The following is a 21,942-nucleotide window of genomic DNA, read 5'->3' as shown; positions in this document are numbered from 1 at the left end:
AGCTTTGATGTCAGTGCGCGCTCGCCAGGGCGGGTGCGGCGATCAGCGCGGGCCAGGGGCGATGATCGCGCCCGGTGATCTGCACGCGGATCAGCCGCGGCAACCCGCCCGCCGGGCCGCGCGATTGCCAGACCGGCGCGCCGAAGGTGGTTTTCGGCCACCAATAGTCGATCCGCAACCCGGTGATGCCGCGTGCCAGAACCACCGCCTGCGGCTGTGGCGGCGGCCCCAGGGGGATTCCCGGCAGATGCGGCGTCCAGTCCAGCATCAGATCAGGCCCGGCGCGGAACAGCGTGACATCGATCCGGCGTTGCGCCGTGGCGGCGGCCTGCGGCAGCGTGGTGATCAAGGCCAATCGCCGCGCGCTCCCGGCCGCCTGACCGGGACGCGCCTGTTCGATCAGGCGGCGCAACGCCCGATCGACCGCTGCCTGCCGCCCGGTTCGGGCCAGAACCGCCGATTCGCGCGCGTAAGTTCCGAGGCCGAAGTGGATCGCCTGCGCCAGCCCGGCGAGCAGCAGGCCCAGCACGACGAGGGCGACCATCATTTCCAGCAGGGTGAACCCGGACTCGCGCCTCATCCGGCGGGGACCGCGATCACGCTGGTCAGGGTCACGCCGCGCCGCCCTGCCCCCGCAGATCCGTTCCCCCATGATAAGGTCACGGTGATCCGCACCGGCACCAGCGGCGCCCCGCGCGGCGCGGCCAGGCGGATGGCGGTTTCGCGATAGACGAACCCGTTGCCATCCCGCCCTTCATGGACATAGCGATGCGCCGGCGCCATCGCCCGCAGGGAGGCGAGGCGCGACTCCGCCCGCGCGAGGGCTGCCGCCTCGCGCCGCGCCACCGCGATCGCCGCCGCCCCGTCGAACGCCGCGCGATACAGCACCACCAGCGCCAGCGCCGCGATGACGAAGGCGATCAGCGTTTCCAGCAATAGAAAGCCGCTATCATCGGGGTTTCGGCGCATCGACCCTGATCCGCCCGGTCAGCCAGTCGACCGTAATGACCTGCACATCTGCCGCCCCGGCGCGGGATAGGGTGATCGTGCCGCCGCTCGCGCTGCCATCCGGCGCGAAGGCGATCGCGCCGATCCGCCGCGCGGTGACGCCATGAAATCCGATGCGGGTACCGGGCGGAATCCGTCCCTGACGCGTCCCTTCGCGCCAGACCCCGCTCGATGGGTCGAACCGGAACAGGGTCGTTTTATCCTGGGCGATGGCGCGCGCAGCGGCATCCCGCAGCCCCTGGGCGATATTGCGCACTGCGGCCGCCTCGGCGAGACGCTTGCTGCGCATCGGGCCGTTGCTCAGCACCAGCCCCAGCATCAGCCCCATGATCACCACCACCACGATCAGTTCCAGCAGGGTGAACCCGGCGTCGCGTTCAATGGGCAAGCGCGTTCAACCCCAGCATCGCCAGCAGCAGCGAGGCGACGATGAAACCGATCGCAGCCCCCATCGCCACCGTGATCGCCGGTACCAGCAATGCCACCAGTTGCTCCACGCCGAGCCGGGTCCGTTCCTCGTGAATCGCCGCCGCCCGCAAGGCCATTTCCCCCAACTGCCCGGTTTCCTCCCCCAGCCGCAGCAGGTGAATGGTGCGCACCGGCAGCAGCCGTGCCGATTCCAGCCCACGCGCCAGACCCTTGCCCCGCCGGGCCGCCTCGGTCGCAACCGCAACCGCCGCCACCGCCGCGCGATTGCCGATCACCTCCTGCACGATCGCCAGCGCCGGCACCAAGGCGACCCCGTTGGTCAGCAGCGCGCCCAGCGTGCGGGTGAACCGCGCGGCCAGCGCCTCGCGCAGCAATCCCCCCGCGACCGGCAGGCGCAGCAGCGCGCCATCGAACCACAGGCGCGGCACGGCACGGCGCAGCAGCGCCCGCAGCCCGAGGCCGCCGATCACCAGAACCGCTAAAGCATAGGGCCAGCCCACCGCGCACCCATGCCCGACCGCCAGCAGAATCCGGGTCGATTCCGGCAGTTTTACCCCGTTCTCCGCAAAGATCGGCACGAATTCCGGCAGCACGTTGGTCAGCAGGAAACCGATCGCGCCGACCGCCGCCACCAGCAGCAGAGCGGGATAGGTCAGCGAGGCGATGATCGAGGCTCGCAGCGAGCGCGAGGCTTCGAGCAATTCCGCCAGATTTTCCAGCGTCCCCGCGAGCGAGCCGGATTCCTCGCCCGCCCGAACCAGACCGATGTACAAGCGGGGGAAACTCGCGGCCTGCGTGCTCAGGGCCTTGGCGAGTGACGCGCCGTCCCGCACCCGGTCGCGCAACGCCTCGACAATGCGCCGCATCCGCGCGCTCGAGGCGATTTCGCCGGCGAAGCGTAAGGATCGCTCCAGATCCAGCCCCGCCGCCAGCATCGATGCCAGCTCGCGGGTGAAATCCGCCCGCTCGCTCGCCGAAAGCCGCACCCCGCCGATCTCGGTCGCCAGCAGCGCCCGCAGATCGAACCGCCCCGCGCGATCCGGACCGAGCAGGATCAACCCGCGCTGCTTGAGGCTGGCGATCGCCTCGGCTTCGGAGGCGGCCTCGATCGTGGTGCGCGATTCCGTGCCCGTGCGGTCGAGTGTGCGGTAGGTGAAGGTCAGCATGGGGGGAAGCGGTTCTTTTTTGTAAAAAAGAACCAAAAAACTTTTTTGACTCTGGGCCTTGGGCGTTGGAATCGACACAGCCCACGGCCCAAACGAATAGAAGTTTTTGCTTCTTTTTTCAAAAAGAAGCGCTTTCTTCCATCGACGTTTCCCCCGCGATCACCGCATCGACCGCCGCCCGCCCGAGGCTGCGCATTCCCGCCGCCGCCGCAATCTCCGCCTCGCTCGCCCCCGCCGCCAGCAACCGCCCGATCGCCGCATCCGGCGCCAGAAACTCCGCGATCGCCTGCCGGCCGCGATAGCCGGTGTGGCGGCAGGCACTGCAACCCACCGGGTGATAGATCGTCGTGCCGTCATCGATCGTGAACCGGCGGGCGAAGCCAGGATCGATCCGCACCGGGCGCTTGCACGCTTCGCAGAGCCGGCGGATCAGCCGTTGCGCCAGCACGCCGCGCAGCACCGAGGCGATCAGATACGGCTCCAGCCCCATATCCCGCAGCCGCGTCACCGTCGCCGCCGCCGAATTGGTGTGCAGCGTGGACAGCACGAGATGCCCGGTGAGGGCCGCCCGTGCGGCGATCTGCGCGGTTTCCAGATCGCGGATTTCACCCACCATGATCACATCCGGGTCCTGGCGCAGAATCGCCCGCAGCAATTGCGCGAAATCCAGCCCGATCTGCGGCTTGACCTGGCTCTGGTTGATCCCGCGCAGCTGATACTCGATCGGGTCCTCGATCGTGGTGATGTTGCGCGCCGTGCCATCGAGCGAGGCGAGCGCGGTGTAGAGCGTGGTGGTCTTGCCGCTGCCGGTCGGGCCGGTGACCAGCACGATGCCGTTGCGCGCGGCGAGCGCCTCGCGAAACGCGGCCACGATCGCAGCATCGAGCCCGAGGGCCGCGAAATCGAACCGCACCGCGCCACGATCGAGCACGCGGATCGAAATGGTCTCGCCATGCAGCGAGGGGATCGAAGAGACCCGGAAATCCACCTCATGGCCGCGCACCGCGAGCTTGATCCGCCCATCCTGCGGCAGGCGGCGCTCGGCGATGTCGAGCCGCGCCATGATCTTGATGCGCGAGATGATCGCCGGGGCCATCGTCGCGGGCTGGGTATCGGCCTCCACCAGCGCCCCATCGTAGCGATAGCGGATGCGCAGACGATCCTCCTCCGGCTCGATATGAATGTCGGAGGCCTGGGTTTCGACCGCGCGCGCGATCATCTGATTGACCAGCCGGATCACCGGGGCTTCGCTTGCCATGTCTTTCAGCCGCTCGGCATCCGCCTCGCTCGGCGCCTCGGCCTCGGCCACGGGCGGTTCGGCACCCGCCTCCGGGTAGAGCCGCGCCAGCGCCGCATCGAGATCGATCGGCACCGCGACCGCGATCTGAGGCGCTAGACCGGTTGCCGCCGCGATCGCGTCTCGCGCGAAGGCTTGCTCGGGGTCGACCATGGCGAGTTCGATGACATCGTTATCGACGCGGATCGGCACCACACGCGCATCGCGCAGAAATCGCGGCCGCAGCCGGTCCGGCAGGATCGGTGACAGCGGGTAGTCCGCCGGGCCGAGCAATCGCAGCGAGAGCATCGCGGCATAGGCCTGCGCCAGGCTGCGCTCGCCGATCAGCCCGAGCTGCACCAGAACGGCGGCAAGAGGCTGCCCCGACTCGGCCGTGACAAACTCGGCGCGGGCCAGGCCGGTCGCATCGATCTGCCCGGTCGCGCGCAGATAGGCGGCGAGGTCCGGTGCTTCGGCATGAGTGATGTGGTCCAGCAATTGGTCTCTCGCGATGCGGTCGAAATGGCGTTATGCGCTGGGTTTGCCTCAAGCGGAGCCGCATGATTGTGACAAATCAGGGAAATCTGTGGGTGATTGGGACGCTCCTGATCGCGCCCTGCATCGGTTCGTGGCTTGGCGTCGCTTTCGCGCGCGGGGTATTTGCACCCGGACGATCGCGCTGCATGGGCTGTGGCGCGCGGCTCGGCGTGATCGATCTGGTGCCGATTGTCAGTTTTCTTGCGCTGCGCGGCCGCTGCCGGCGCTGCGGGGATTTGATTCCCATCTCGCTTCTGTTCATTGAAGTTGCGCTGCTGATGATCGCGGTGATCGCGGCGCTGGTTGAACCGTCCGGGCCGGCGGTCGCGCTCGCCACAGGATTAGGAGCGGTCTTGTTCGCCCTCGCCTGGATTGATTTTCACACGATGCGGCTGCCGGATGCGATCACCCTGCCGCTGCTGCTGGCGGGGCTGATCGTGTGTGCTGGAAGCGATGCCACAGCACTCACCGCACATGCGGCGGCGGCGGCGCTTGCCTATCTCGGGCTGCGCGGCATCGCGCGGCTCTATCGGCGGCTGCGCGGCATCGAGGGCATCGGCGCGGGTGATGCCAAGCTGCTCGCGGCCGGCGGCGCGTGGCTCGGCCCCGCCGCCCTGCCGGATGTGCTGGTTCTGGCGGGGATTTCAGGTCTGTTGTGGTTCGGTATTCTTGCCGCGCGCGGCAGGCTCGCACCGGGCCAGCGCATCCCGTTCGGTCCTGCGCTCGCCCTCGCGATCTGGGTGCTCTGGCTCCATCACGACGCGCAACTGTCATGAAAATGCAGCCAATCCATCACACACAAGTGAGTGATCATCGGCTATTTCCTCGGCGCGGCGCAACGCGTTGTTCATGTGCCGGTAATTTTTATCCTCAAGGAGATCTCCGATGCGCGCCCACACGGCAGCCACGGCTTTCAAAACGACTCTGCTGGCATCCGCCGCCTTGTTGCTCAGCGTTCATATCGCGGGCGCGCGGCAATCCCGCGATGTTCCGCTTGGTGGCACCATCACCTCGAGCGGCCAGATCATCACCCCCACGGTGGCGCCCGGCGCGCAGTTCGGCACGCTCAATCCCGGCCTCGCCCCGTTTCCGGCTTATACGGCGGGTCAGGCGGTTACCACCGCGGTCAGCCCCGATGGCAAGACGCTGCTGATCCTGACCAGCGGTTACAATCTGGTCGAGGACGCGACGGGGAAGAACATTCCATCGGCCTCGAATGAATATGTCTTTGTCTATGATATTTCGAACGACACGCCGGTGCAGAAGCAGGTGCTGCAGGTGCCGGACACGTTCATGGGCATCGCCTTCGCGCCGGATGGTCAGCATTTTTATGTGTCCGGCGGCATGCAGGATGATGTGCATACCTATGCGATGTCGAACGGGGTCTGGGCCGAGCAGGGAACGCCGATCCAACTCGGCCACCTCGCGCTGGCGAAGCCGCCGTTGAACGACGGCGGCAACGGTCTTGAGGTGGCGCCGGAAGCCGCCGGTCTTGCCGTGACCGCCGATGGCAAGACCCTGGTGGTTGCGAATTTCTACAACGACAGCCTCTCGACGATCGATCTGGCCACGGGCGGCGTGACCGAAGTGCCGCTGCGCCCCGGCATCATCAATGCCGCGCAGGACGGCGTGGCGGGCGGTGAATATCCGTATTGGGTCACCATCAAGGGCAGCAGCACCGCCTATGTCTCGAGCGAGCGGGATCGGGAGGTGGATGTGGTGCAACTCGGATCGACGCCGAGCGTCACGGCGCGGATCAGCGTTCCGGGCAATCCGAACCGGATGGTGCTGAGCAAGGATGGCGCCTATCTCTATGTCGCCTGCGACAATGAGGAGCTCGTCGCGGTGATTGCGACGGCGAGCGGCAAGGTGGTTGATACCATTCACACCACCGCACCGGCCAGCATGATCGGCATGCCGAAATTCTTTCATGGCACGGCGCCGAATTCGCTCACGCTGTCACCCGACGGCAAGCGGCTCTATGTGACCAACGGGGGGACCAACTCGGTCGCCGTGATTGCGTTGGATACGCCGAAACCCGAAGTGATCGGCCTGCTGCCGACCGGTTATTATCCCAACAGCGTCAGTATCAGCGCCGATGGCAGGCAACTCTATGTCGTGAACGGCAAGAGCATGCCGGGGCCTAATCCGTGCAATTTCAAGATCGCCGCCGACGCCAATGGTTCGTGCACGCCGACTCAGCTGACCAATGACTATATCCTGCAGCTCTCCAAGGCCGGGTTCCTGACCGAACCGGTGCCGAACATGCAGGAGATGGACCGGCTCACGCATATCGTGGCGCAGAACAACAATTTCGAATTCCACGAGAGCGGCCGTGACAAGGCGATGATGGAATTCCTGCACCGCCATATCAAGCACATCATTTATATCGTGCGCGAAAACCGCACCTATGATCAGATCCTCGGCGACCTCGGCGAGGGCAATTCCGATCCCGCGCTGGCCGAGTTTGGCAAGACGATCACGCCGAACGTGCATGCGCTGGCACGGAACTTCATCGATCTCGATAATTTCTATGACACCGGCGAGGTCAGCGGCAACGGCTGGCCGTGGAGCACCTCGGCGCGGGAATCCGATTTCGGCACCAAGGCGCTGCCGGTCAACTATGCCGGGCGCGGACTTTCCTATGATTGGGAGGGCAATAACCGTAACGTCGTGGTGGCCGAACCGACCCTGGCTGACCGCAAGGCGGAAAATCCGCTCTATCCGAACGATCCGAATCTGCTGCCCGGCCAGAACAACGTCGCCGCGCCCGATGGTCCGAACGGACAATATCAACAGGGTTACATCTGGAACGCCGCGCTGCGCGCCGGGCTGACGATTCGCAACTACGGGTTCCTGATCGATCTCGATCGGTACAATCTGCCGGTGTCCGAGGGGGGTATTCCGGAGATCACCAACCCGTTCGCGACCAAGACCCAGGTGTCCTTCGCCACCAATCCGGTGCTCGCGCGCTACACCGACATTTATTTCCGCGGCTTTGACAACACCATTCCCGATTACTATCGCGAGGCGGAATGGGATCGTGAATTCCAGGCCTATGTGAAGAAGGGCAATTTACCGTCGCTGGAATTCGTGCGCTTGATGCATGACCATACCGGCAATTTTTCCACCGCGATCGATGGCATCAACACGCCGGCGCTGCAGATCGCCGATAATGATTATGCGGTCGGCAAGCTGATCCAGGCGGTGGCTCATTCACCCTATGCCAAAAACACCCTGATCTTCGTGGTCGAGGACGACGCGCAGGATGGGCCGGATCATGTCGATGCGCATCGCAGCATCGCTTTCATCGTTGGACCCTATGTGAAGCACCACGCCGTGGTCGATGCGCGCTACTCCACGGTGAACATGCTGCGCACCATCGAGGATATTCTGGGCATGGGTCCGATGACGTTGAACGACGCTTACGAACGGCCGATGGCCCATGCGTTCAGCCGTGCGGACAAGAGTTGGAATTTCAATGCGATCGAGCCGGTTCCGCTCACCACCACCACCCTGCCGGTCAGCACCCAGGCGATGCTGGCGCCGAAATGGCATGACATCCATAACGCCGCCTGGTGGACCGCGCAGACCAAGGGGTATGACTGGCGGGTCGAGGATCATATCCCGGCGGTGGCGTACGACCACATCCTGTGGGAGGGCATGATGCCGGGCCGACCCTACCCCGGCCGGAACGGGCTTGATTATTCGCACAAGGCCGATCAGGCGACCCTCGACTCCAAGCCGGCCCCGCAGGGCTGAGCCGCGATCATCGGCCATTGCTTTCGTGACGTTCGGAGCCTTGCCACGCGGGTGGAGAGGCTCCGTTTCGTTCATGCGTCGTTCGGTGATGCGGCCTGGGTCTGGCGCATGATTTGCGCCAGAAGCACGGGGATTTCGAACAATGCCCGGTTGTTCAATCGTCGCGCATTGGCCTGAAACGCCGCCAGCGTGTCATCGGTGAATAACATCCGCACCGCATCGCCGATCTGGCGGAAATCATTGACCACGAGACCGAGCCGGTTCTCGCTGATCCAGACGGTGTTGAACCGCTCCTGCGGCATGGTGCGGCGATTGCGCTCCACAATGACCGGCAGACCGAGGTGCAACGCCTCGCTGATGCTGCCGGGGCCGGGTTTGCCGATGAAAATATCGGCGAGGCGCATGTAATCGGGCACCTGATCGGTGAAACCGACCGCGCAGCATGACGCGCGCGAGGCGAGTTGCCGTTGGAGCAAGGCATTGTTGCCGCAAAGCACGATGGTTTGAAGTTGAAACGGCAGCCGCGCCAGAGCGTCGACAATGGTCAGCGCGCGTTTCGAGCCGTTGCCGCCGAACATGATCAGCGCGGTCGGTCGATCGGGATCGAGCCCCAGGCGCTCGCGCCCGATGCGGCGATCGGTCGGGCGCGCGGCATAGAAGGCGGGTTTCAGCACCATGCCCGACACGCGCAGGATGCATTCGGCACGGTAGCGCATGGTGTGCGCCTGCTCGACCGCTTTGTCGCTGCCGCAGATGATGAATTGATCCTGCGGCTCCTGCCAGAAATGCGGCGGGCAATCGGCGATGTCGGTCATGATCGTGACAAAGGGCGTCGCGGCGCTGACCGCGCGCAGTGAGCGGAACAGCACGCCGTTGAAATTGGGAATCAGCGAGACGGCCAGATCAGGCAGGTGGGCGCGCCAGTGACGTTCGAGCACCGCCTCGATCTGCGGCGCGCGCAGCTTGATGCCGGCTTGCAGGCCGCGCAGCAGCGGCAGCGAGCCATAGGTCCAGCCGCGCTTGAGCATACCGTTATAGACGCCCTCGGAGGAGACGCGGCGCTTGGTCATGCGCGAAACCGGATCGACGGTTTTGAGACGCTCCTGCAGATTGACCAGATCGACCTGCCAGGACGGATGGCGCTCAGCGATGATCTGTCGCAGGGCGAGGGCGGCGCTGCGGTGGCCGCCACCCGCGTCGAAATAGATGAATTGCAGTGATTTTCGGGTTGAACTCGGCATCGTTGCCGGCGCTGTCGCATGAAACCGCGGCGCGTGCCAGACGCCGGGCGCGAAAGCCGGACCGGTTCTCGTGTCATCAATCGATCATCGAACTGCCATCAAACCATGCACCTGACTGATCTAGACCACTTCGATCTCGGCAATTGGAGGGTTTTGTCATGGCGGGCGGAAGCTTTGCGGCAATCGATGAACAGCAACTCAGGGCGTTTCACTGGCGCTCGATCATCACCACGGGATTGGGCGTGTTTTGTGACGGGTTCGACCTGTCCTCCATCGGAATCGTGTTGCCGCTGGTGCTGGCGTCCTTCGGCGTGGCGAAGCTGGGTGGTGTGCAGGCGGCGATGCTGGCGGGATCGGCACTTGTCGGGGCCGCGCTCGGGGCGCTGATATTTGGCGTGCTGGGGCAGCGGGGGCGCAAGCGGTTTTATGGGCTGGACGTTCTGTTGATGGGAATCATGGCGATCGCCCAGGCGTTTGCGCCTGATCTGGAATGGCTGATTGCGATCCGGTTCGTGCTTGGGATCGGGATCGGGGCGGATTACGTGTTGTCGCCGACCATCATGGCGGAACATTCCAACCGCGCGGATCGCGGCAAGACGATCGGCCTGGGATTCGGCGTGATGTGGCCGCTGGGCGCGTTTGCGGCAGGGCTGCTTAATCTGGCTCTGGCGGGGTTTGGCGTTTCCCATGATCTGCAGTGGCGGATCGTGCTGGCGGCCGGCGCGGTGCCGGCTTTCGGCGTGCTGTATCTGCGCCGCTCGATGCCGGAAACCGCGCGGTTTCTCTCGCGGCTGGCCAACGAGCCGGCCGAGGCGGTGAAGGTGATCCGCCAGATCAGTGGCCGGACGGTCACGCAACCAGCCGCCGACACGCGCCCGTTTTTCGTGGTGTTCGCGCAGCACGCGCGGATGATTTTTTCGGCCGCCTTGCTGTGGTTGCTGTTCGACATCGTGATCTATTCGGGAATCCTGTTCGGCCCGTCGCTGATTGCCAAAAGTCTCGGCATGGGACCGGTGGCGTTCAGCCTGCTGATGTCGGTGATGTTCAGCCTGCCCAGCGCGCTGGCCTTTGCACTCGTCGGGCTTGATAAATTCGGTCGCAAACCCTTGCAGATCTGGGGATTCGTTGCCGCGGCGGCGATGCTGGTTCTCTTTGCGGTGCTCAAGCAGAATCTGGCCGAATTTCCGCTGCTCGGGCTGATTGTGTTCGGGTTTTATACCGTGGCGATCAACGGACCCTCGATGGTGAGCGGCGCCGGGATTCTGGGCGTCGAACTCAGCCCGACCCGCATTCGAACCGTTGGCCAGAGCATTACGGTGGTGGGCGGGCGGATTGGCGCCTCGATCAGCGCCTTTCTGTTTCCGCTGCTGTTCACCCGGATCGGCGAGGTCGGCGTGATCGGATTACTGGCCGGGGTGGCGCTGCTGGGGGCGATTGCCACGAAATTTCTGGTGCCGGAAACCGCGGGTCAGTCGCTCGAAACACTGAACGATGATGACCTGCCCCGAAATGTCGCGGCGGCGGCTGAATAGGCGGCGGCGCGGTTTGGGTATGATCGTGGCGTTATGCGCGCAGGGCGGGGGATGAGATCTTGGGGCGCTCGACAAACCCGTCGAACTCATTTAGATATCTAGATATGTTAAGTGACCCCGTCGCACCCGACATCATGATGTTGCGCCCGATCTGGCTTGGCGTTCTGGCCAGGGCCAGATCGGGTGAGATCGCCCCCCTTTTGGACGACGCCCCTGCCCTCGCCGGCTATGTCGTTCTGCGCGGCCCGGAAACCGGGATGGCGATGACGCGCGGCCGGATCGGCGGGGGTGGCGCTGTGTTCAATCTCGGGGAAATCACGATCAGCCGATGCAGCGTGCGCGACGACGCCGGATTTATCGGTCACGGCTACGCCACCGGACGCGATTTGCGGCAGGTCGAGTTGATCGCCCGACTTGATGCCGCGTTGCAAAATCCGGCGACGCGGCAGGTGTTCGACCGAAGGGTGATCCAGCAGCTGGCCGCGGCGGAACAGGCGCGGCGCGGCGCGATCGAGGCGCAGGCGGCGCAGACCAATGTCGATTTCTTCACCCTGGCGACGATGCGGACATGAGCGCCTGCCTCACGCCTGGTTTCGTTCATGCGGGCGATGCGCAGATTTGTTTTCGCCGGATCATGGAGGCGATGAGCCGGCCCGGCAGCATCCGTCCCCTGTCCATCGATCTTGTCCCGCCCGCGCCGCTGTCATGCGCGAGTGCGGCGGTGCTTCTGACCCTGGCCGATGGCAGCGTGATGGTGAACCTGTCCGACACGGCAACGGCGGCGCGCGAATGGCTGGTGTTTCATACGGGAACGAGATTGGGACCATCGTCGGACGCCGATTTCATCGTGGCCAGCGCCCGCCCCGATTTCGCGACCCTCCGCATGGGCACCGATGAAGCGCCGGAAGCAGGCGCCACGCTTATTCTGGACCTGCCTGATTTTTGCAGCGGGCCGCGCTATCGGTTGACCGGGCCCGGCATCGAGACCGAAACCATCGTTCAGGCGCCGCTCGATGCCGGTTTCATCACGGCTTGGCGGGATAATGATGCGCGGGCGCCGCGGGGCATCGATCTGCTGCTCTGCGCCGGTGATCGGATCATTGGCCTGCCCCGCAGCGTCATCATCGATCGGGTCTGAGCATGGCCTATGTCGCGGTCAAGGGCGGTGAGGCGGCGATCACGGCGGCGCATGAATGGCTGGCGCGGGTTCGACGTGGTGATCCGTCCCTGCCGCGGATCGATGCCGGTCAGATCGAGGCGCAACTCGGCCGTGCGGTGGATCGCGTGATGGCGGAGGGTTCGCTGTACGACCGTCAGCTCGCGGCGCTCGCGATTGTGCAAGCTCAGGGGGATCTGATCGAGGCGGCGTTTCTGCTGCGCGCCTATCGCACCACACTGCCCCGCCTGATCGATGCCGATCCGCTCGATACCGGCGCGATGCGCCTGCACCGGCGCATTTCAGCGATCTTCAAGGATCTGCCGGGTGGCCAGCGGTTGGGACCGACGACGGATTACACGCACCGGCTGCTCGATTTCGACCGCGCCGAGCCGAACCCGGTGATCCTCACCACCCGGCGCTCCGACCCCGCGCCGCGCGCCACCGATTTGCTGGGCGCGGAGGCCCTGCTCGAAGCCGATCCCGCCGGCATCGATGCGCCGGGCGACATCACGATGGACCCGCTCGATTTTCCCGCCCCGCGCGACCTGCGGCTTCAGGCGCTGGCTCGCGGCGATGAGGGCTTCCTGCTTGCCCTCGGTTATTCCACCCAGCGCGGCTATGGCCACACCCATCCGTTCGTCGGTGAGTTGCGGGTGGGGGAGGTCGCGGTGTCGATCACCCCGCCGGAACTCGGCTTCAGCATCGAGATCGGCGACATCACAATCACCGAATGCCAGATGGTCAACCAGTTCGCCGGCTCGCGGACCGCGCCGCCGCAATTCACCCGCGGCTACGGGCTTTGCTTCGGCCATGCCGATCGCCGCGCCATCGCCATGGCCCTGGTCGATCGCGCCATGCGCGCCGACGAACTGGGCGAGGACATCAAGGCCCCCGCGCAAAACCCCGAATTCGTGCTTTCCCATTGCGACAACATCGAGGCCACCGGATTTCTGGAACATCTGAAACTGCCGCATCACGTCGATTTTCAGAGCGAGCTTGAAACCATTCGCGCCATGCGGCGCGACGCGGAGGCGCCCGATGCAGGGGTATAATTTCGCCTATCTCGATGAACAGACCAAGCGCATGATCCGCCGCGCGGTGCTCAAGGCCATCGCCATCCCCGGCCATCAGATCCCCTTCGCCAGTCGCGAAATGCCGTTGCCCTATGGCTGGGGGACCGGCGGCATTCAACTCACCGCCGCGCTGATCGGGCCGGACGATGTGCTGAAGGTGATCGACCAGGGGGCCGACGACACCACGAACGCGGTCTCGATCCGCCGTTTTTTCGCGCGCGTCGCCGGCGTGCGGACCACCACACGCACCGCCGCGGCAACACTGATCCAAACCCGGCACCGCATTCCCGAAACCCCGCTGCGCGCTGACCAGATCATGATCTATCAGGTCCCGATGCCTGAGCCGCTCTACCGGCTGGAACCGAGCCGACCCGCCGCGCGGCGGCTCCACGCGATGGCCGATTACGGCGCCATGCATGTCAAACTCTATGAAGACATCACCCGTTTCGGGCGGGTTGCCGTTTCTTATGATCATCCGGTGATGGTCAATCACCGCTATCTGATGTCCCCCTCGCCGATCCCCGCGTTCGATAACCCGAAACTCCACCGCTCGCCCGCACTTCAGCTGTTCGGAGCGGGGCGGGAAAAACGCATCTATGCCGTGCCGCCGTTCACCAGCGTCGTCTCGCTCGATTTCGACGACCACCGGTTCAACCCCCAGCGCGCGCCGCAAACCTGCGCCCTCTGTGGCGCGACCACCTCATATCTCGATGAAATGGTGATCGATGATCAGGGAGGCCGCATGTTCGCTTGTTCGGACACCGATTTCTGCGCGCGGCAGGGCGAGGCAGGACATGACCACGCTGCTTGAGGCCCGAGCGCTGCACCATCGCTTCGAGCGCGCCACGGCGCTCGATCACGTGTCGCTTACGCTCCGCCGGCATGAGATTCTCGCCATCGTCGGCGAAAGCGGCTCGGGCAAGACCACGCTGCTCAACGTTCTGTCCGGGCGGCTGACGCCGCAGGGTGGTGAGGTTTTCTATCACGATGGCGAGGGGGCGCGCACGCTGGCGTCGCGCGGCGAGGTCAGCGTGCGCAAGCTGCAACGCGCGCGCTGGGGTTACATCGCGCAGGACCCGCGCACGGCGTTGCGGCTCGATATTTCAGCGGGCGGCAATATCGGTGAGCGGTTGATGGCGTCCGGCGCGCGGCATTACGGCGAAATCCGGGCCGTTGCGGCGCGCTGGCTCGAAGCGGTCGAAATCGATGTGGCGCGGATGGATGATCTGCCACGTTATTTTTCCGGCGGCATGTTGCAGCGGTTGCAGATCGCGGCGACTCTGGTGACCGGGCCGGAGCTGGTGTTCATGGATGAACCCACCGGCGGGCTGGATGTTTCGGTGCAGGCGCGAATTCTTGATCTGATCCGCGCGCTGGTGCGCCGGTTGGGACTGGCGGTGGTGCTGGTGACGCATGACATCGGCGTCGCGCGGATGCTGGCGGATCGGCTGATCGTGATGCGTCATGGCCGCATCGTCGAATCCGGCCTGACCGATCAGGTGCTCGACGATCCGCACCATGAATACACCCAATTGCTGGTCGCCTCGGTGCTGCCGGCATGAGCGGGGCCATGATCGCGGCCTCCGGGCTCGACAAGACCTTCGTGCTGCATCTGCAGGCGGGTGCGCGGCTCGATGTGTTGCGCGGCGCGGGGCTTCGCGTGCATGCTGGCGAATGCGTGGCACTCTCCGGCCCCTCAGGCGCGGGCAAGACCACGTTGCTGCGCGCGCTCTATGGTAATTATCTGGTCGATCGCGGGGAAATCCTGGTGCGGCATCGCGGCGCCACGGTGGATCTGGTGACGGCGTCGCCCGAGACCATCATTGATATTCGCCGCGTAACACTTGGGTATGTCTCGCAATTTCTGCGCGCGATGCCGCGGGTGGCCGCGATCGATGTTGTTGCCGGAACCGCGCTCGATCGTGGCATCGATGGTGACACCGCCCACGCCCAAGCCGCCGCCGTGCTCACCCGGCTGGGGATCGGCCCGCGTCTGCATCGCCTGCCGCCGGCAACGTTTTCGGGGGGCGAGCAGCAACGGGTCAATCTGGCGCGCAGCTTCGTCTGCGCCTGGCCGGTGCTGCTGCTCGACGAACCGACCGCCTCGCTCGATGCCGCGAATCGCGATATCGTGGTGGACCTGATCAACGCCGCCAAACGATCGGGTAGCGCGGTGGTCGGGATTTTTCATGATGGTGACGTGCGCGATCGGGTGGCTGATCGTGTGTTTCACATCGAACCTGTCACCGCCGCGGAGCCTGCATGACGATTCTGACCAACGCGCGTATCGTGCTCGCCGACCGGATCGTTCATGGCTCCATCACCATGTCTGCTGGCGTGATCGGGATTGTCGAGGAGGGTTTGAGCCGCGTCGGCGTCGATTGCGAGGGTGACTATGTGCTTCCCGGGATCGTCGATCTGCATACCGACAATCTGGAACGTCAGGTTCTGCCGCGCAGCAACGCCCGCTGGCCCTCCCGCTCGGCATTGCTTGCGCATGATTCCCAATGCGCCGCGGCCGGTGTCACCACCGTATTTGACGCGCTGTGTCTCGGCGATATCGGCTTCGAGAAAGCGCGCAACCAGACGTTCGAGGACGGCATGGCTGATCTCCGCGCCCTCGCCGGTACCGATCTGTTGAAATCGGATCATTTCCTGCATCTGCGCTGTGAACTCCCCGCCGCCGAAATGCCCGGCATGCTCGACCGCGCGATCGATAACCCGCTGGTTCGCCTGATCAGCCTGATGGATCATAGCCCCGGCGGCGGCCAATATGCCGATGTCGAAAAATACCGCCGGATGCGCCGCGCCGAAGGCTTCGGTGACGACGAGATCACCACCATGATCGACTTTCTGGAGCGCAGCCGGGCGACCCATGCCCTGCCCAACCGCGCCTATGTGCTGGAGCGCGCGCGGGCAACCGCCGTGCCGATCGCCTCGCATGATGATCGGACCGAGGCGGAAGTCGTGCAGAACCATCAGGATCATATTGCCATCGCCGAATTCCCGGTCACCCACGCCGCGGCCCGAGCGGCGCATGACCATGGCATCACCACGATTGCGGGCGCCCCGAATATTGTTCGCGGTGGCTCGCATTCCGGCAACGTCGGCGCCCTCGAGCTGATCCGTGCCGGCCTCGTGGACGCGCTCGCGTCCGATTACGTTCCCGCCGCCATGATGGAAGCCGCCTTCGCCTGCGCCGCGGGCGGAGCCGCCACCCTGCCTCAAGCCATTGCGCTGATCAGTGCCGGCCCGGCCGACATGGTTGGTCTTGCCGATCGCGGCAGGATCTCGCCTGGTTTGCGTGCCGATCTGGTCCGCGTCCGCATGCATGATGAATTGCCGGTGATCCGCGCGGTCTGGCGTCAAGGTGAACGGGTTGCCTGATGCTTTGCCGATCCGTCGTGGCGGCGGCGTTGCGGTCTGGAGCCAGATTGCCCTGCAACTCCAGGCCGAACTCGCGGCACCGGGAACCAAATTGCCGCCGGAGGCTGATTTGGCGGCGCGATTTGGGGTCAACCGCCATACCGTGCGTCGGGCACTGGAGGAGCTGGCGCGCCAGCGGCTGATCCGGATCGAACACGGCCGGGGTTCGTTTGTTGCGGAACCGGTGCTCGATTATCAGGTCAATCGACGACCGCGTTTCTCGGAATGGGTGCGCCGGCATAATCGGGAACCGCTGGGCGAGGTGTTGTCGCTCCGGGAAATTATTGTGGGAGATCTGGCGGAAGCGGATCTGATCGGCGCCGCGCTAGGGCTATCGGAGCGCGACACGGTGATCGAACTCGAACGTCTCGGCAAGGCGGACGATCGGCCGATCGCGCTGTCGCGCCACATGTTTCCCGCCCTGCGATGCCGTGGCCTGGAGGAAGCGCTGCGCAACCACGCCACGATCACGGCAGCGCTTTCCACGATCGGGATCACCGATTACGTCCGGCGGCGCTCACGCATCTCGGCCCGGCTCCCGAGCCCGCGCGAGGCGGCACTGCTTGCCCTCGAGCCGGGCGCGCCGGTGTTGCAATCGGAAAACCTCAATACGACCGGCAACGACACGGCGCTGGAACTATGTTTCGTGATCTATCCGGCATCACGTGTCGCCCTGATCGTCGAACCGAACGATTGAGATCCGACGAGGGTGGGTTCAGCGCCACACCCAGTGACCCGGTATCCAGGCGCCGGCCCAGTTGCGGTGGGGCGGAATCCAGATCCGCGGCGGCGGGCGGACATAGACGGGCGGTGGCCCGTAATAGGCGTAGGCTGGCGGGGGCGCGTAATAGACCGGCGGTGCCGGCACCACCAAAGGCACCGAAATCCCGACGCCGAAGCGCGGTCCCCACCAGGCGTAGGCGGCGTGCGGCAGCAAAAGCGCCGCGCCGACCAGTGCGACCGCCAGAATCGGGCGATACATCGTTGGTTTGCGGAATGTGATCGTCATCAGCGAGCTCCTCCGTACAGGCAGAGGCATCGGCGCTCCGACACCCTGACGCCTGGGATATAGGTCGTACGCATGTAACGAAGCTATGCAATTTGTGACCAAATCCTATTCGGCGGCGATCCCGATTGTCTGCGGTGCCGGTGCGACGGGTGCCGCAAAAGAGGCGTCGAGGGCTGTCCACACCGGTTCGACCGCCGCCAGATTGCGCGCCTTGATATGCCCGTAACCCCTGATCTGCGCCGGCACACCGGCGAGTTGGACCGCGATGGCGAAATTATTTTCATCCAGATGGGCGAGAGCGGCGCGAACCGAGGCCTCGTACCGGTCGATCAACGCCCGCTCGGTTCGCCGTTCCTCGGAACGGCCGAACGGATCGAGCGCGGTGCCGCGCAGGATCTTGAAATGTTGCAGCACGCCAAACACAAGCAGGATCCACCCGCCATAGTCGCGTTTCAACGGGACCCCGGTGCGGCGATCCCGTTTCGCGAGCAACGGGGGGGCGAGGTTGAGTTTAAGGGTCGCGCCGTCCTTGAACTGCGCGGCGAGCGCGGCACGAAACGCAGGAGCCGCATAGAGCCGCGCGACTTCGTATTCGTCTTTATAGGCCATCAGCTTATAGAGATTTCGCGCCACGGCCTCGGTCAATACGGTCGAACCCAGGCGGAGATGCTGCTCCGCGTGCCGAACTTCCGCCAGCAGCGCCATGTAGCGTCCGGCATAGGCGGCGTTCTGATAGGCGACCAATTCGTCCCTGAATTGTGCGATCATCCCATCCAGATCCACCGGCGCCGGTTTGCCCTTCGGGACCGTGATACGCGCCATCACGCCATCAAGCTCAACCGCGGCCGCCCGGCCCCAGGCGAATGCGGCGAGATTGAGATCGACCGCCTGGTTGTTCAGCCTGATGCCCGCCTCGAGCGACTGGCGAGCGACCGGTATTTTGCCGCGCTGCCAGGCATATCCGAGCACGAACAGATTGGTTGCGATCGCATCACCCATCAGGGCGGTCGCAAGCTTGGTGGCGTCGAGCGTCGCCAGATTGCCCTCGCCGACCCGTTTGGCGATCACCTGCCGCAGCCGCCGCATCGGCAGCGAAAAATCAGGATCGCGGGTGAAATCGCCGGTGATTGTCTCATGCAGATTGACCACCGCCGTCGTCGCCTCGCCCAGGCAATCGAGTGTTTCGTGTTCGGCCGCGACCAGCGCATCACAGCCGAGCAGCAGATCGGCCCGCCCCTGCGGAATCCGCAGCGCCTGCCCGGTCCCGGCCGCGCCGCCGAAGCGGACATGCGAAACCACCGCCCCGCCTTTCTGCGCCAGGCCGAGCACGTCGAGCACTGAGACCGGCCTGCCGTCCAGATGCGCCGCCATGCCGAGCAAGGCGCCGATGGTTACCACCCCGGTGCCGCCGATCCCCGCGATCACCACGTTCCACGGCCGGTCGAGGCTCGGCAGAACCGGCTCCGGCAGATCATTGGGCGCGCCGCCCAGCGTGATCTCGGGTTTCCGCAGCCCCGCGCCCTGCACGGTGACGAAGCTGGGGCAGAAGCCTTCGACGCAGGAGAAATCCTTGTTGCAGGAGGATTGATCGATCGCGCGCTTGCGCCCGAACGCGGTATCGACCGGCACGACCGAAACGCAGTTGGAGGTTTTCGAACAATCGCCGCAGCCTTCGCAGACCCGCTCGTTGATGAAGGCGCGTTTGGCCGGATCGACCATGGTGCCGCGTTTGCGCCGGCGGCGCTTTTCGGTCGCACAGGTCTGATCGTAGATCAGGATGGACACACCGGTGGTTTCGCGCAGCGCGCGCTGTACCTCGTCGAGCATGCGACGATGATGCACGGCGACACCTGGCGCCAGATCGGTCACGCCCTGATATTTTTCTGGCTCATCGGTGACGATTTCGATCCGCGCCACCCCTTCGGCCGCCATCTGCCGCGTGATCTGCGGCACGGTCAGCGGCCCGTCGACATGCTGGCCGCCGGTCATCGCCACCGCATCGTTGAACAGGATACGATAGGTGATGTTGGTTTTGGCCGCGACTGCCGCGCGGATCGCGAGACTGCCGGAATGGTGATAGGTGCCGTCGCCGAGATTGGCGAAGACGTGGCGCTCGGTGGTGAACGGCGCCTGACCGATCCAGGCGGCCCCCTCACCGCCCATCTGCGAAAACACATCGGTCGCGCGGTCCATCCAGGTCACCATGTAATGGCAACCGATCCCGGCCATCGCGCGCGAGCCCTCCGGCACCACGGTCGAGGTTGAATGCGGGCAGCCGGAACAGAAATGCGGGGTGCGGTGCGCGCCGAAATCGAGGCTGCGGGCATTGTCGATATTCGCGCGCAGATGGGCCAGGCTGGCGGCGCGCTCATCGGAAAACTGCACACGCTGCACCCGGTCGCCCAGTGCGAGCATGATTTCCGCGGCCGATAGATCGGCCTCCGGCTTGAGCAGGGTTAGCCCGACCTCATCGGTCTTGCCGAGCACGCGCGGCGCATTGGCGCTGCCGTACAGGATGGTCCTGATCTGGTTTTCGATGATCGGCTGTTTTTCCTCGACGACGATGATCTCTTCGAGCCCGTCGGCAAAACTGCGGATGATCTCGGGTTCCAGCGGCCAGGTCATGCCGAGTTTGAGCAACCGGACGCCATCGAGCGCGAGATCGGCCCGTGCCTGTTCGACGTCGAGATAGGATTTGCCCGCAGTGACGATGCCGATCCGCGCGCCTTGGGCTGGATCGATGATGCGGTTGAGCTTGTTGGCCCGCAGGAATTCCATCAACGCCGGGTAGCGCACCCGCAGCATCCGCGCCTCCTGTGCCAGCACAGGTTCGTGCAGCCGCATCATTACGCTGGCCGGGTCGATCTCGGGCATCATGATCGGAACATCGGGATCGGTGGTGATCGAGGCGGTGCAGTCGATGATCTCCTCGACCGTCTTGAACCCGATATACAGGCCGGAGTGGCGTGACGCGGCCCAGCCATACAGGCCGAGATCGAGAATATCGGCCACCGAACTCGGCGCCAGCACCGGCACACCGGCTGCGATCAAGGCCTGTTCGGATTGGTTGGCGATCGAGGATGATTTCGCCGCATGATCGTCGCCGGTTACCACCAATACGCCGCCGAGCCGCGTGGTACCGGCGTAGTTCGCATGCTTCATCGCATCGCCCGACCGATCGACCCCCGGCCCCTTGCCATACCACATCGCGAACACGCCATCGGCGGTGTGGCCGGGGAAAAGCGGGGTCATCTGCGAGCCCCACACCGCGGTCATCGCCAGTTCCTCGTTGAGGCCGGGTTTGAATACGATATCGGCGGCGGTGAGCGCCTTGGCGGCGGCGAAAGCCGCGATGTCAAGCCCGCCGAGCGGGGAGCCGCGATAGCCGGAGAGGAATCCCGCCGTGTTCAATCCGGCGGCACGATCGCGCCGGCGCTGGGTGATCAGCAGGCGGATCAGCGCCTGTGTGCCGGTCAGGATCATGCGGCCGGAGGTTGCAGCGTAGCGCGCATCGCGCGCGAGTTCGGCGGTCTTCATGGACAATCGCTCCTGCGCCGTTCGGGCGCGCTCGGATGGCAGCAACCGTATCCGGTGTTCTTCCCTTGATATGATTATGTGCAAAGCCTCTGGATTTTGCGAGAGAAATCGTAAATCAATGTTCCTCGGCGGTCGGCCGGGGTCTGCTTTAGCTTTGCTGCTCAGCGCCCGAGGATCGGGATCGCGGTCGTCGGGTGATCCCGGCGGGATGCGCAATATTATTTCGTGACGCGGTCGCGGCGGGGGATACGATGGCCGCAAACCACGCCGGTTCGCGGAAATATCACGCGATTGTGATCAGTGGGGACCGCTTGCTAACAGTCCACGCGCCTCGTCCGGCGCGATTTGCACGGCGACCGTCGCCTTGCGAAGGCGCTTCGGCCGCAATCGCCGATCCATAGGCGCCGTCACCCAATGCGGCCACCCAACGCCGGATGATGCAACCCGTGGTGTCACGGATCGGTGCCGTCCGGCTCGGCGTGCATTTATTTCTGCTGTTCGAACGCCCCGGCGAGAGTCAAATGCCCATTGCTGCCGGAGCGATCGTCAGGGAACGGCGAGAGCGAGGGCGGTGAATGAGCGTTTCATGAGATTGATTCCTTCAATCGGAGACACACTCAAGAGTAGATGAAGGCTTTTTTTTGAAAAACAGAAGCGCTTAACTACTTTTTCATCCCCGCCACGAAGTGTTCAAGCCAATGGATCGTATAATCCCCCGCCTGAAACCCAGCATCATCGAGAATGCGCAGGTGCAGCGGAATCGTCGTCTTGATGCCGGCGATGGCGA

19 protein-coding genes are annotated in these 21,942 nt (G+C 64.8%); 11 read left to right on the top strand and 8 right to left on the bottom strand.

The window, feature by feature from the left end; all coding sequences use genetic code 11:
• Nucleotides 1-10 precede the first annotated feature (10 nt).
• The 5 genes from ACP5E6_RS07425 to ACP5E6_RS07405 form a co-directional block, all read right to left on the bottom strand.
• On the bottom strand, nucleotides 11-580 hold the full coding sequence (locus ACP5E6_RS07425) for a prepilin-type N-terminal cleavage/methylation domain-containing protein (protein WP_427953363.1): 570 nt from the start codon (nucleotides 578-580) through the stop codon (nucleotides 11-13).
• Nucleotides 577-969: a type II secretion system protein gene (locus ACP5E6_RS07420; protein ID WP_427953361.1), complete on the bottom strand. Its 393-nt coding sequence runs from the start codon at nucleotides 967-969 to the stop codon at nucleotides 577-579. The genes ACP5E6_RS07425 and ACP5E6_RS07420 overlap by 4 nt, the downstream gene beginning before the upstream one ends.
• On the bottom strand, nucleotides 950-1,396 hold the full coding sequence (locus ACP5E6_RS07415) for a GspH/FimT family pseudopilin (protein ID WP_427953359.1): 447 nt from the start codon (nucleotides 1,394-1,396) through the stop codon (nucleotides 950-952). The genes ACP5E6_RS07420 and ACP5E6_RS07415 overlap by 20 nt, the downstream gene beginning before the upstream one ends.
• The gene (locus ACP5E6_RS07410) at nucleotides 1,386-2,603 is read right to left on the bottom strand and encodes a type II secretion system F family protein (RefSeq protein ID WP_427953357.1); all 1,218 of its coding nucleotides are present in this window, start codon (nucleotides 2,601-2,603) and stop codon (nucleotides 1,386-1,388) included. Before ACP5E6_RS07410 ends, ACP5E6_RS07415 begins: the two co-directional genes overlap by 11 nt.
• Before the next feature lie 118 nt (nucleotides 2,604-2,721).
• On the bottom strand, nucleotides 2,722-4,377 hold the full coding sequence (locus tag ACP5E6_RS07405) for a GspE/PulE family protein (RefSeq protein ID WP_427953356.1): 1,656 nt from the start codon (nucleotides 4,375-4,377) through the stop codon (nucleotides 2,722-2,724).
• A 62-nt stretch (nucleotides 4,378-4,439) separates the two neighbouring features.
• On the opposite strand from ACP5E6_RS07405, the gene ACP5E6_RS07400 reads away from it, so the two are divergent.
• Nucleotides 4,440-5,192, top strand: coding sequence for a prepilin peptidase (locus ACP5E6_RS07400; RefSeq protein WP_427953354.1), 753 nt, complete (start codon nucleotides 4,440-4,442; stop codon nucleotides 5,190-5,192).
• A gap of 109 nt (nucleotides 5,193-5,301) precedes the next feature.
• Nucleotides 5,302-8,178, top strand: a complete 2,877-nt coding sequence (locus tag ACP5E6_RS07395; protein ID WP_427953352.1) for a beta-propeller fold lactonase family protein — start codon at nucleotides 5,302-5,304, stop codon at nucleotides 8,176-8,178.
• 71 nt (nucleotides 8,179-8,249) lie between these two features.
• On the opposite strand, the gene ACP5E6_RS07390 is transcribed toward ACP5E6_RS07395, so the two are convergent.
• The gene (locus ACP5E6_RS07390; RefSeq protein ID WP_427953350.1) at nucleotides 8,250-9,419 is read right to left on the bottom strand and encodes a glycosyltransferase; all 1,170 of its coding nucleotides are present in this window, start codon (nucleotides 9,417-9,419) and stop codon (nucleotides 8,250-8,252) included.
• A gap of 158 nt (nucleotides 9,420-9,577) precedes the next feature.
• Between ACP5E6_RS07390 and ACP5E6_RS07385 the strand changes: the two genes are divergently transcribed.
• From ACP5E6_RS07385 to phnF, 9 genes are all read left to right on the top strand, one after another.
• Entirely contained in the window at nucleotides 9,578-10,951 is a 1,374-nt protein-coding gene (locus tag ACP5E6_RS07385; RefSeq protein WP_427953348.1) for an MFS transporter, read from the top strand.
• Nucleotides 10,952-11,055: 104 nt separating this feature from the next.
• Nucleotides 11,056-11,523, top strand: a complete 468-nt coding sequence (gene phnG, locus ACP5E6_RS07380) for a phosphonate C-P lyase system protein PhnG (RefSeq protein ID WP_427953346.1) — start codon at nucleotides 11,056-11,058, stop codon at nucleotides 11,521-11,523.
• Nucleotides 11,520-12,089, top strand: coding sequence for a phosphonate C-P lyase system protein PhnH (phnH, locus tag ACP5E6_RS07375; RefSeq protein WP_427953344.1), 570 nt, complete (start codon nucleotides 11,520-11,522; stop codon nucleotides 12,087-12,089). The genes phnG and phnH overlap by 4 nt, the downstream gene beginning before the upstream one ends.
• Before the next feature lie 2 nt (nucleotides 12,090-12,091).
• Nucleotides 12,092-13,162: a carbon-phosphorus lyase complex subunit PhnI gene (locus tag ACP5E6_RS07370; RefSeq protein WP_427953342.1), complete on the top strand. Its 1,071-nt coding sequence runs from the start codon at nucleotides 12,092-12,094 to the stop codon at nucleotides 13,160-13,162.
• Nucleotides 13,149-13,994: an alpha-D-ribose 1-methylphosphonate 5-phosphate C-P-lyase PhnJ gene (locus ACP5E6_RS07365; protein ID WP_427953340.1), complete on the top strand. Its 846-nt coding sequence runs from the start codon at nucleotides 13,149-13,151 to the stop codon at nucleotides 13,992-13,994. The genes ACP5E6_RS07370 and ACP5E6_RS07365 overlap by 14 nt, the downstream gene beginning before the upstream one ends.
• Complete coding sequence (gene phnK, locus ACP5E6_RS07360; RefSeq protein ID WP_427953338.1) at nucleotides 13,978-14,745, top strand: phosphonate C-P lyase system protein PhnK; 768 nt, start codon at nucleotides 13,978-13,980, stop codon at nucleotides 14,743-14,745. Before ACP5E6_RS07365 ends, phnK begins: the two co-directional genes overlap by 17 nt.
• Nucleotides 14,742-15,449: a phosphonate C-P lyase system protein PhnL gene (gene phnL / locus ACP5E6_RS07355; protein WP_427953336.1), complete on the top strand. Its 708-nt coding sequence runs from the start codon at nucleotides 14,742-14,744 to the stop codon at nucleotides 15,447-15,449. Before phnK ends, phnL begins: the two co-directional genes overlap by 4 nt.
• Nucleotides 15,446-16,570: an alpha-D-ribose 1-methylphosphonate 5-triphosphate diphosphatase gene (locus ACP5E6_RS07350; RefSeq protein ID WP_427953334.1), complete on the top strand. Its 1,125-nt coding sequence runs from the start codon at nucleotides 15,446-15,448 to the stop codon at nucleotides 16,568-16,570. Before phnL ends, ACP5E6_RS07350 begins: the two co-directional genes overlap by 4 nt.
• Nucleotides 16,563-17,306 carry a phosphonate metabolism transcriptional regulator PhnF gene (gene phnF / locus ACP5E6_RS07345; RefSeq protein WP_427953332.1) on the top strand — a complete coding sequence of 248 codons (744 nt, stop codon included), beginning with the start codon at nucleotides 16,563-16,565 and terminating at the stop codon, nucleotides 17,304-17,306. The genes ACP5E6_RS07350 and phnF overlap by 8 nt, the downstream gene beginning before the upstream one ends.
• 18 nt (nucleotides 17,307-17,324) lie before the next feature.
• Here phnF and ACP5E6_RS07340 read toward each other — a convergent pair whose 3' ends face one another.
• Together ACP5E6_RS07340 and ACP5E6_RS07335 are read right to left on the bottom strand one after the other, a co-directional pair.
• Nucleotides 17,325-17,618, bottom strand: a complete 294-nt coding sequence (locus tag ACP5E6_RS07340) for a hypothetical protein (RefSeq protein ID WP_427953330.1) — start codon at nucleotides 17,616-17,618, stop codon at nucleotides 17,325-17,327.
• Between the two features lie 105 nt (nucleotides 17,619-17,723).
• Nucleotides 17,724-21,155: an indolepyruvate ferredoxin oxidoreductase family protein gene (locus tag ACP5E6_RS07335; RefSeq protein ID WP_427953328.1), complete on the bottom strand. Its 3,432-nt coding sequence runs from the start codon at nucleotides 21,153-21,155 to the stop codon at nucleotides 17,724-17,726.
• Nucleotides 21,156-21,942: the final 787 nt, after the last annotated feature.

The sequence above is a fragment of the Acidiphilium sp. genome, assembly GCF_049977125.1.
Lineage (GTDB): Bacteria > Pseudomonadota > Alphaproteobacteria > Acetobacterales > Acetobacteraceae > Acidiphilium.
This window is presented reverse-complemented; position numbering and strand designations above follow the sequence as displayed.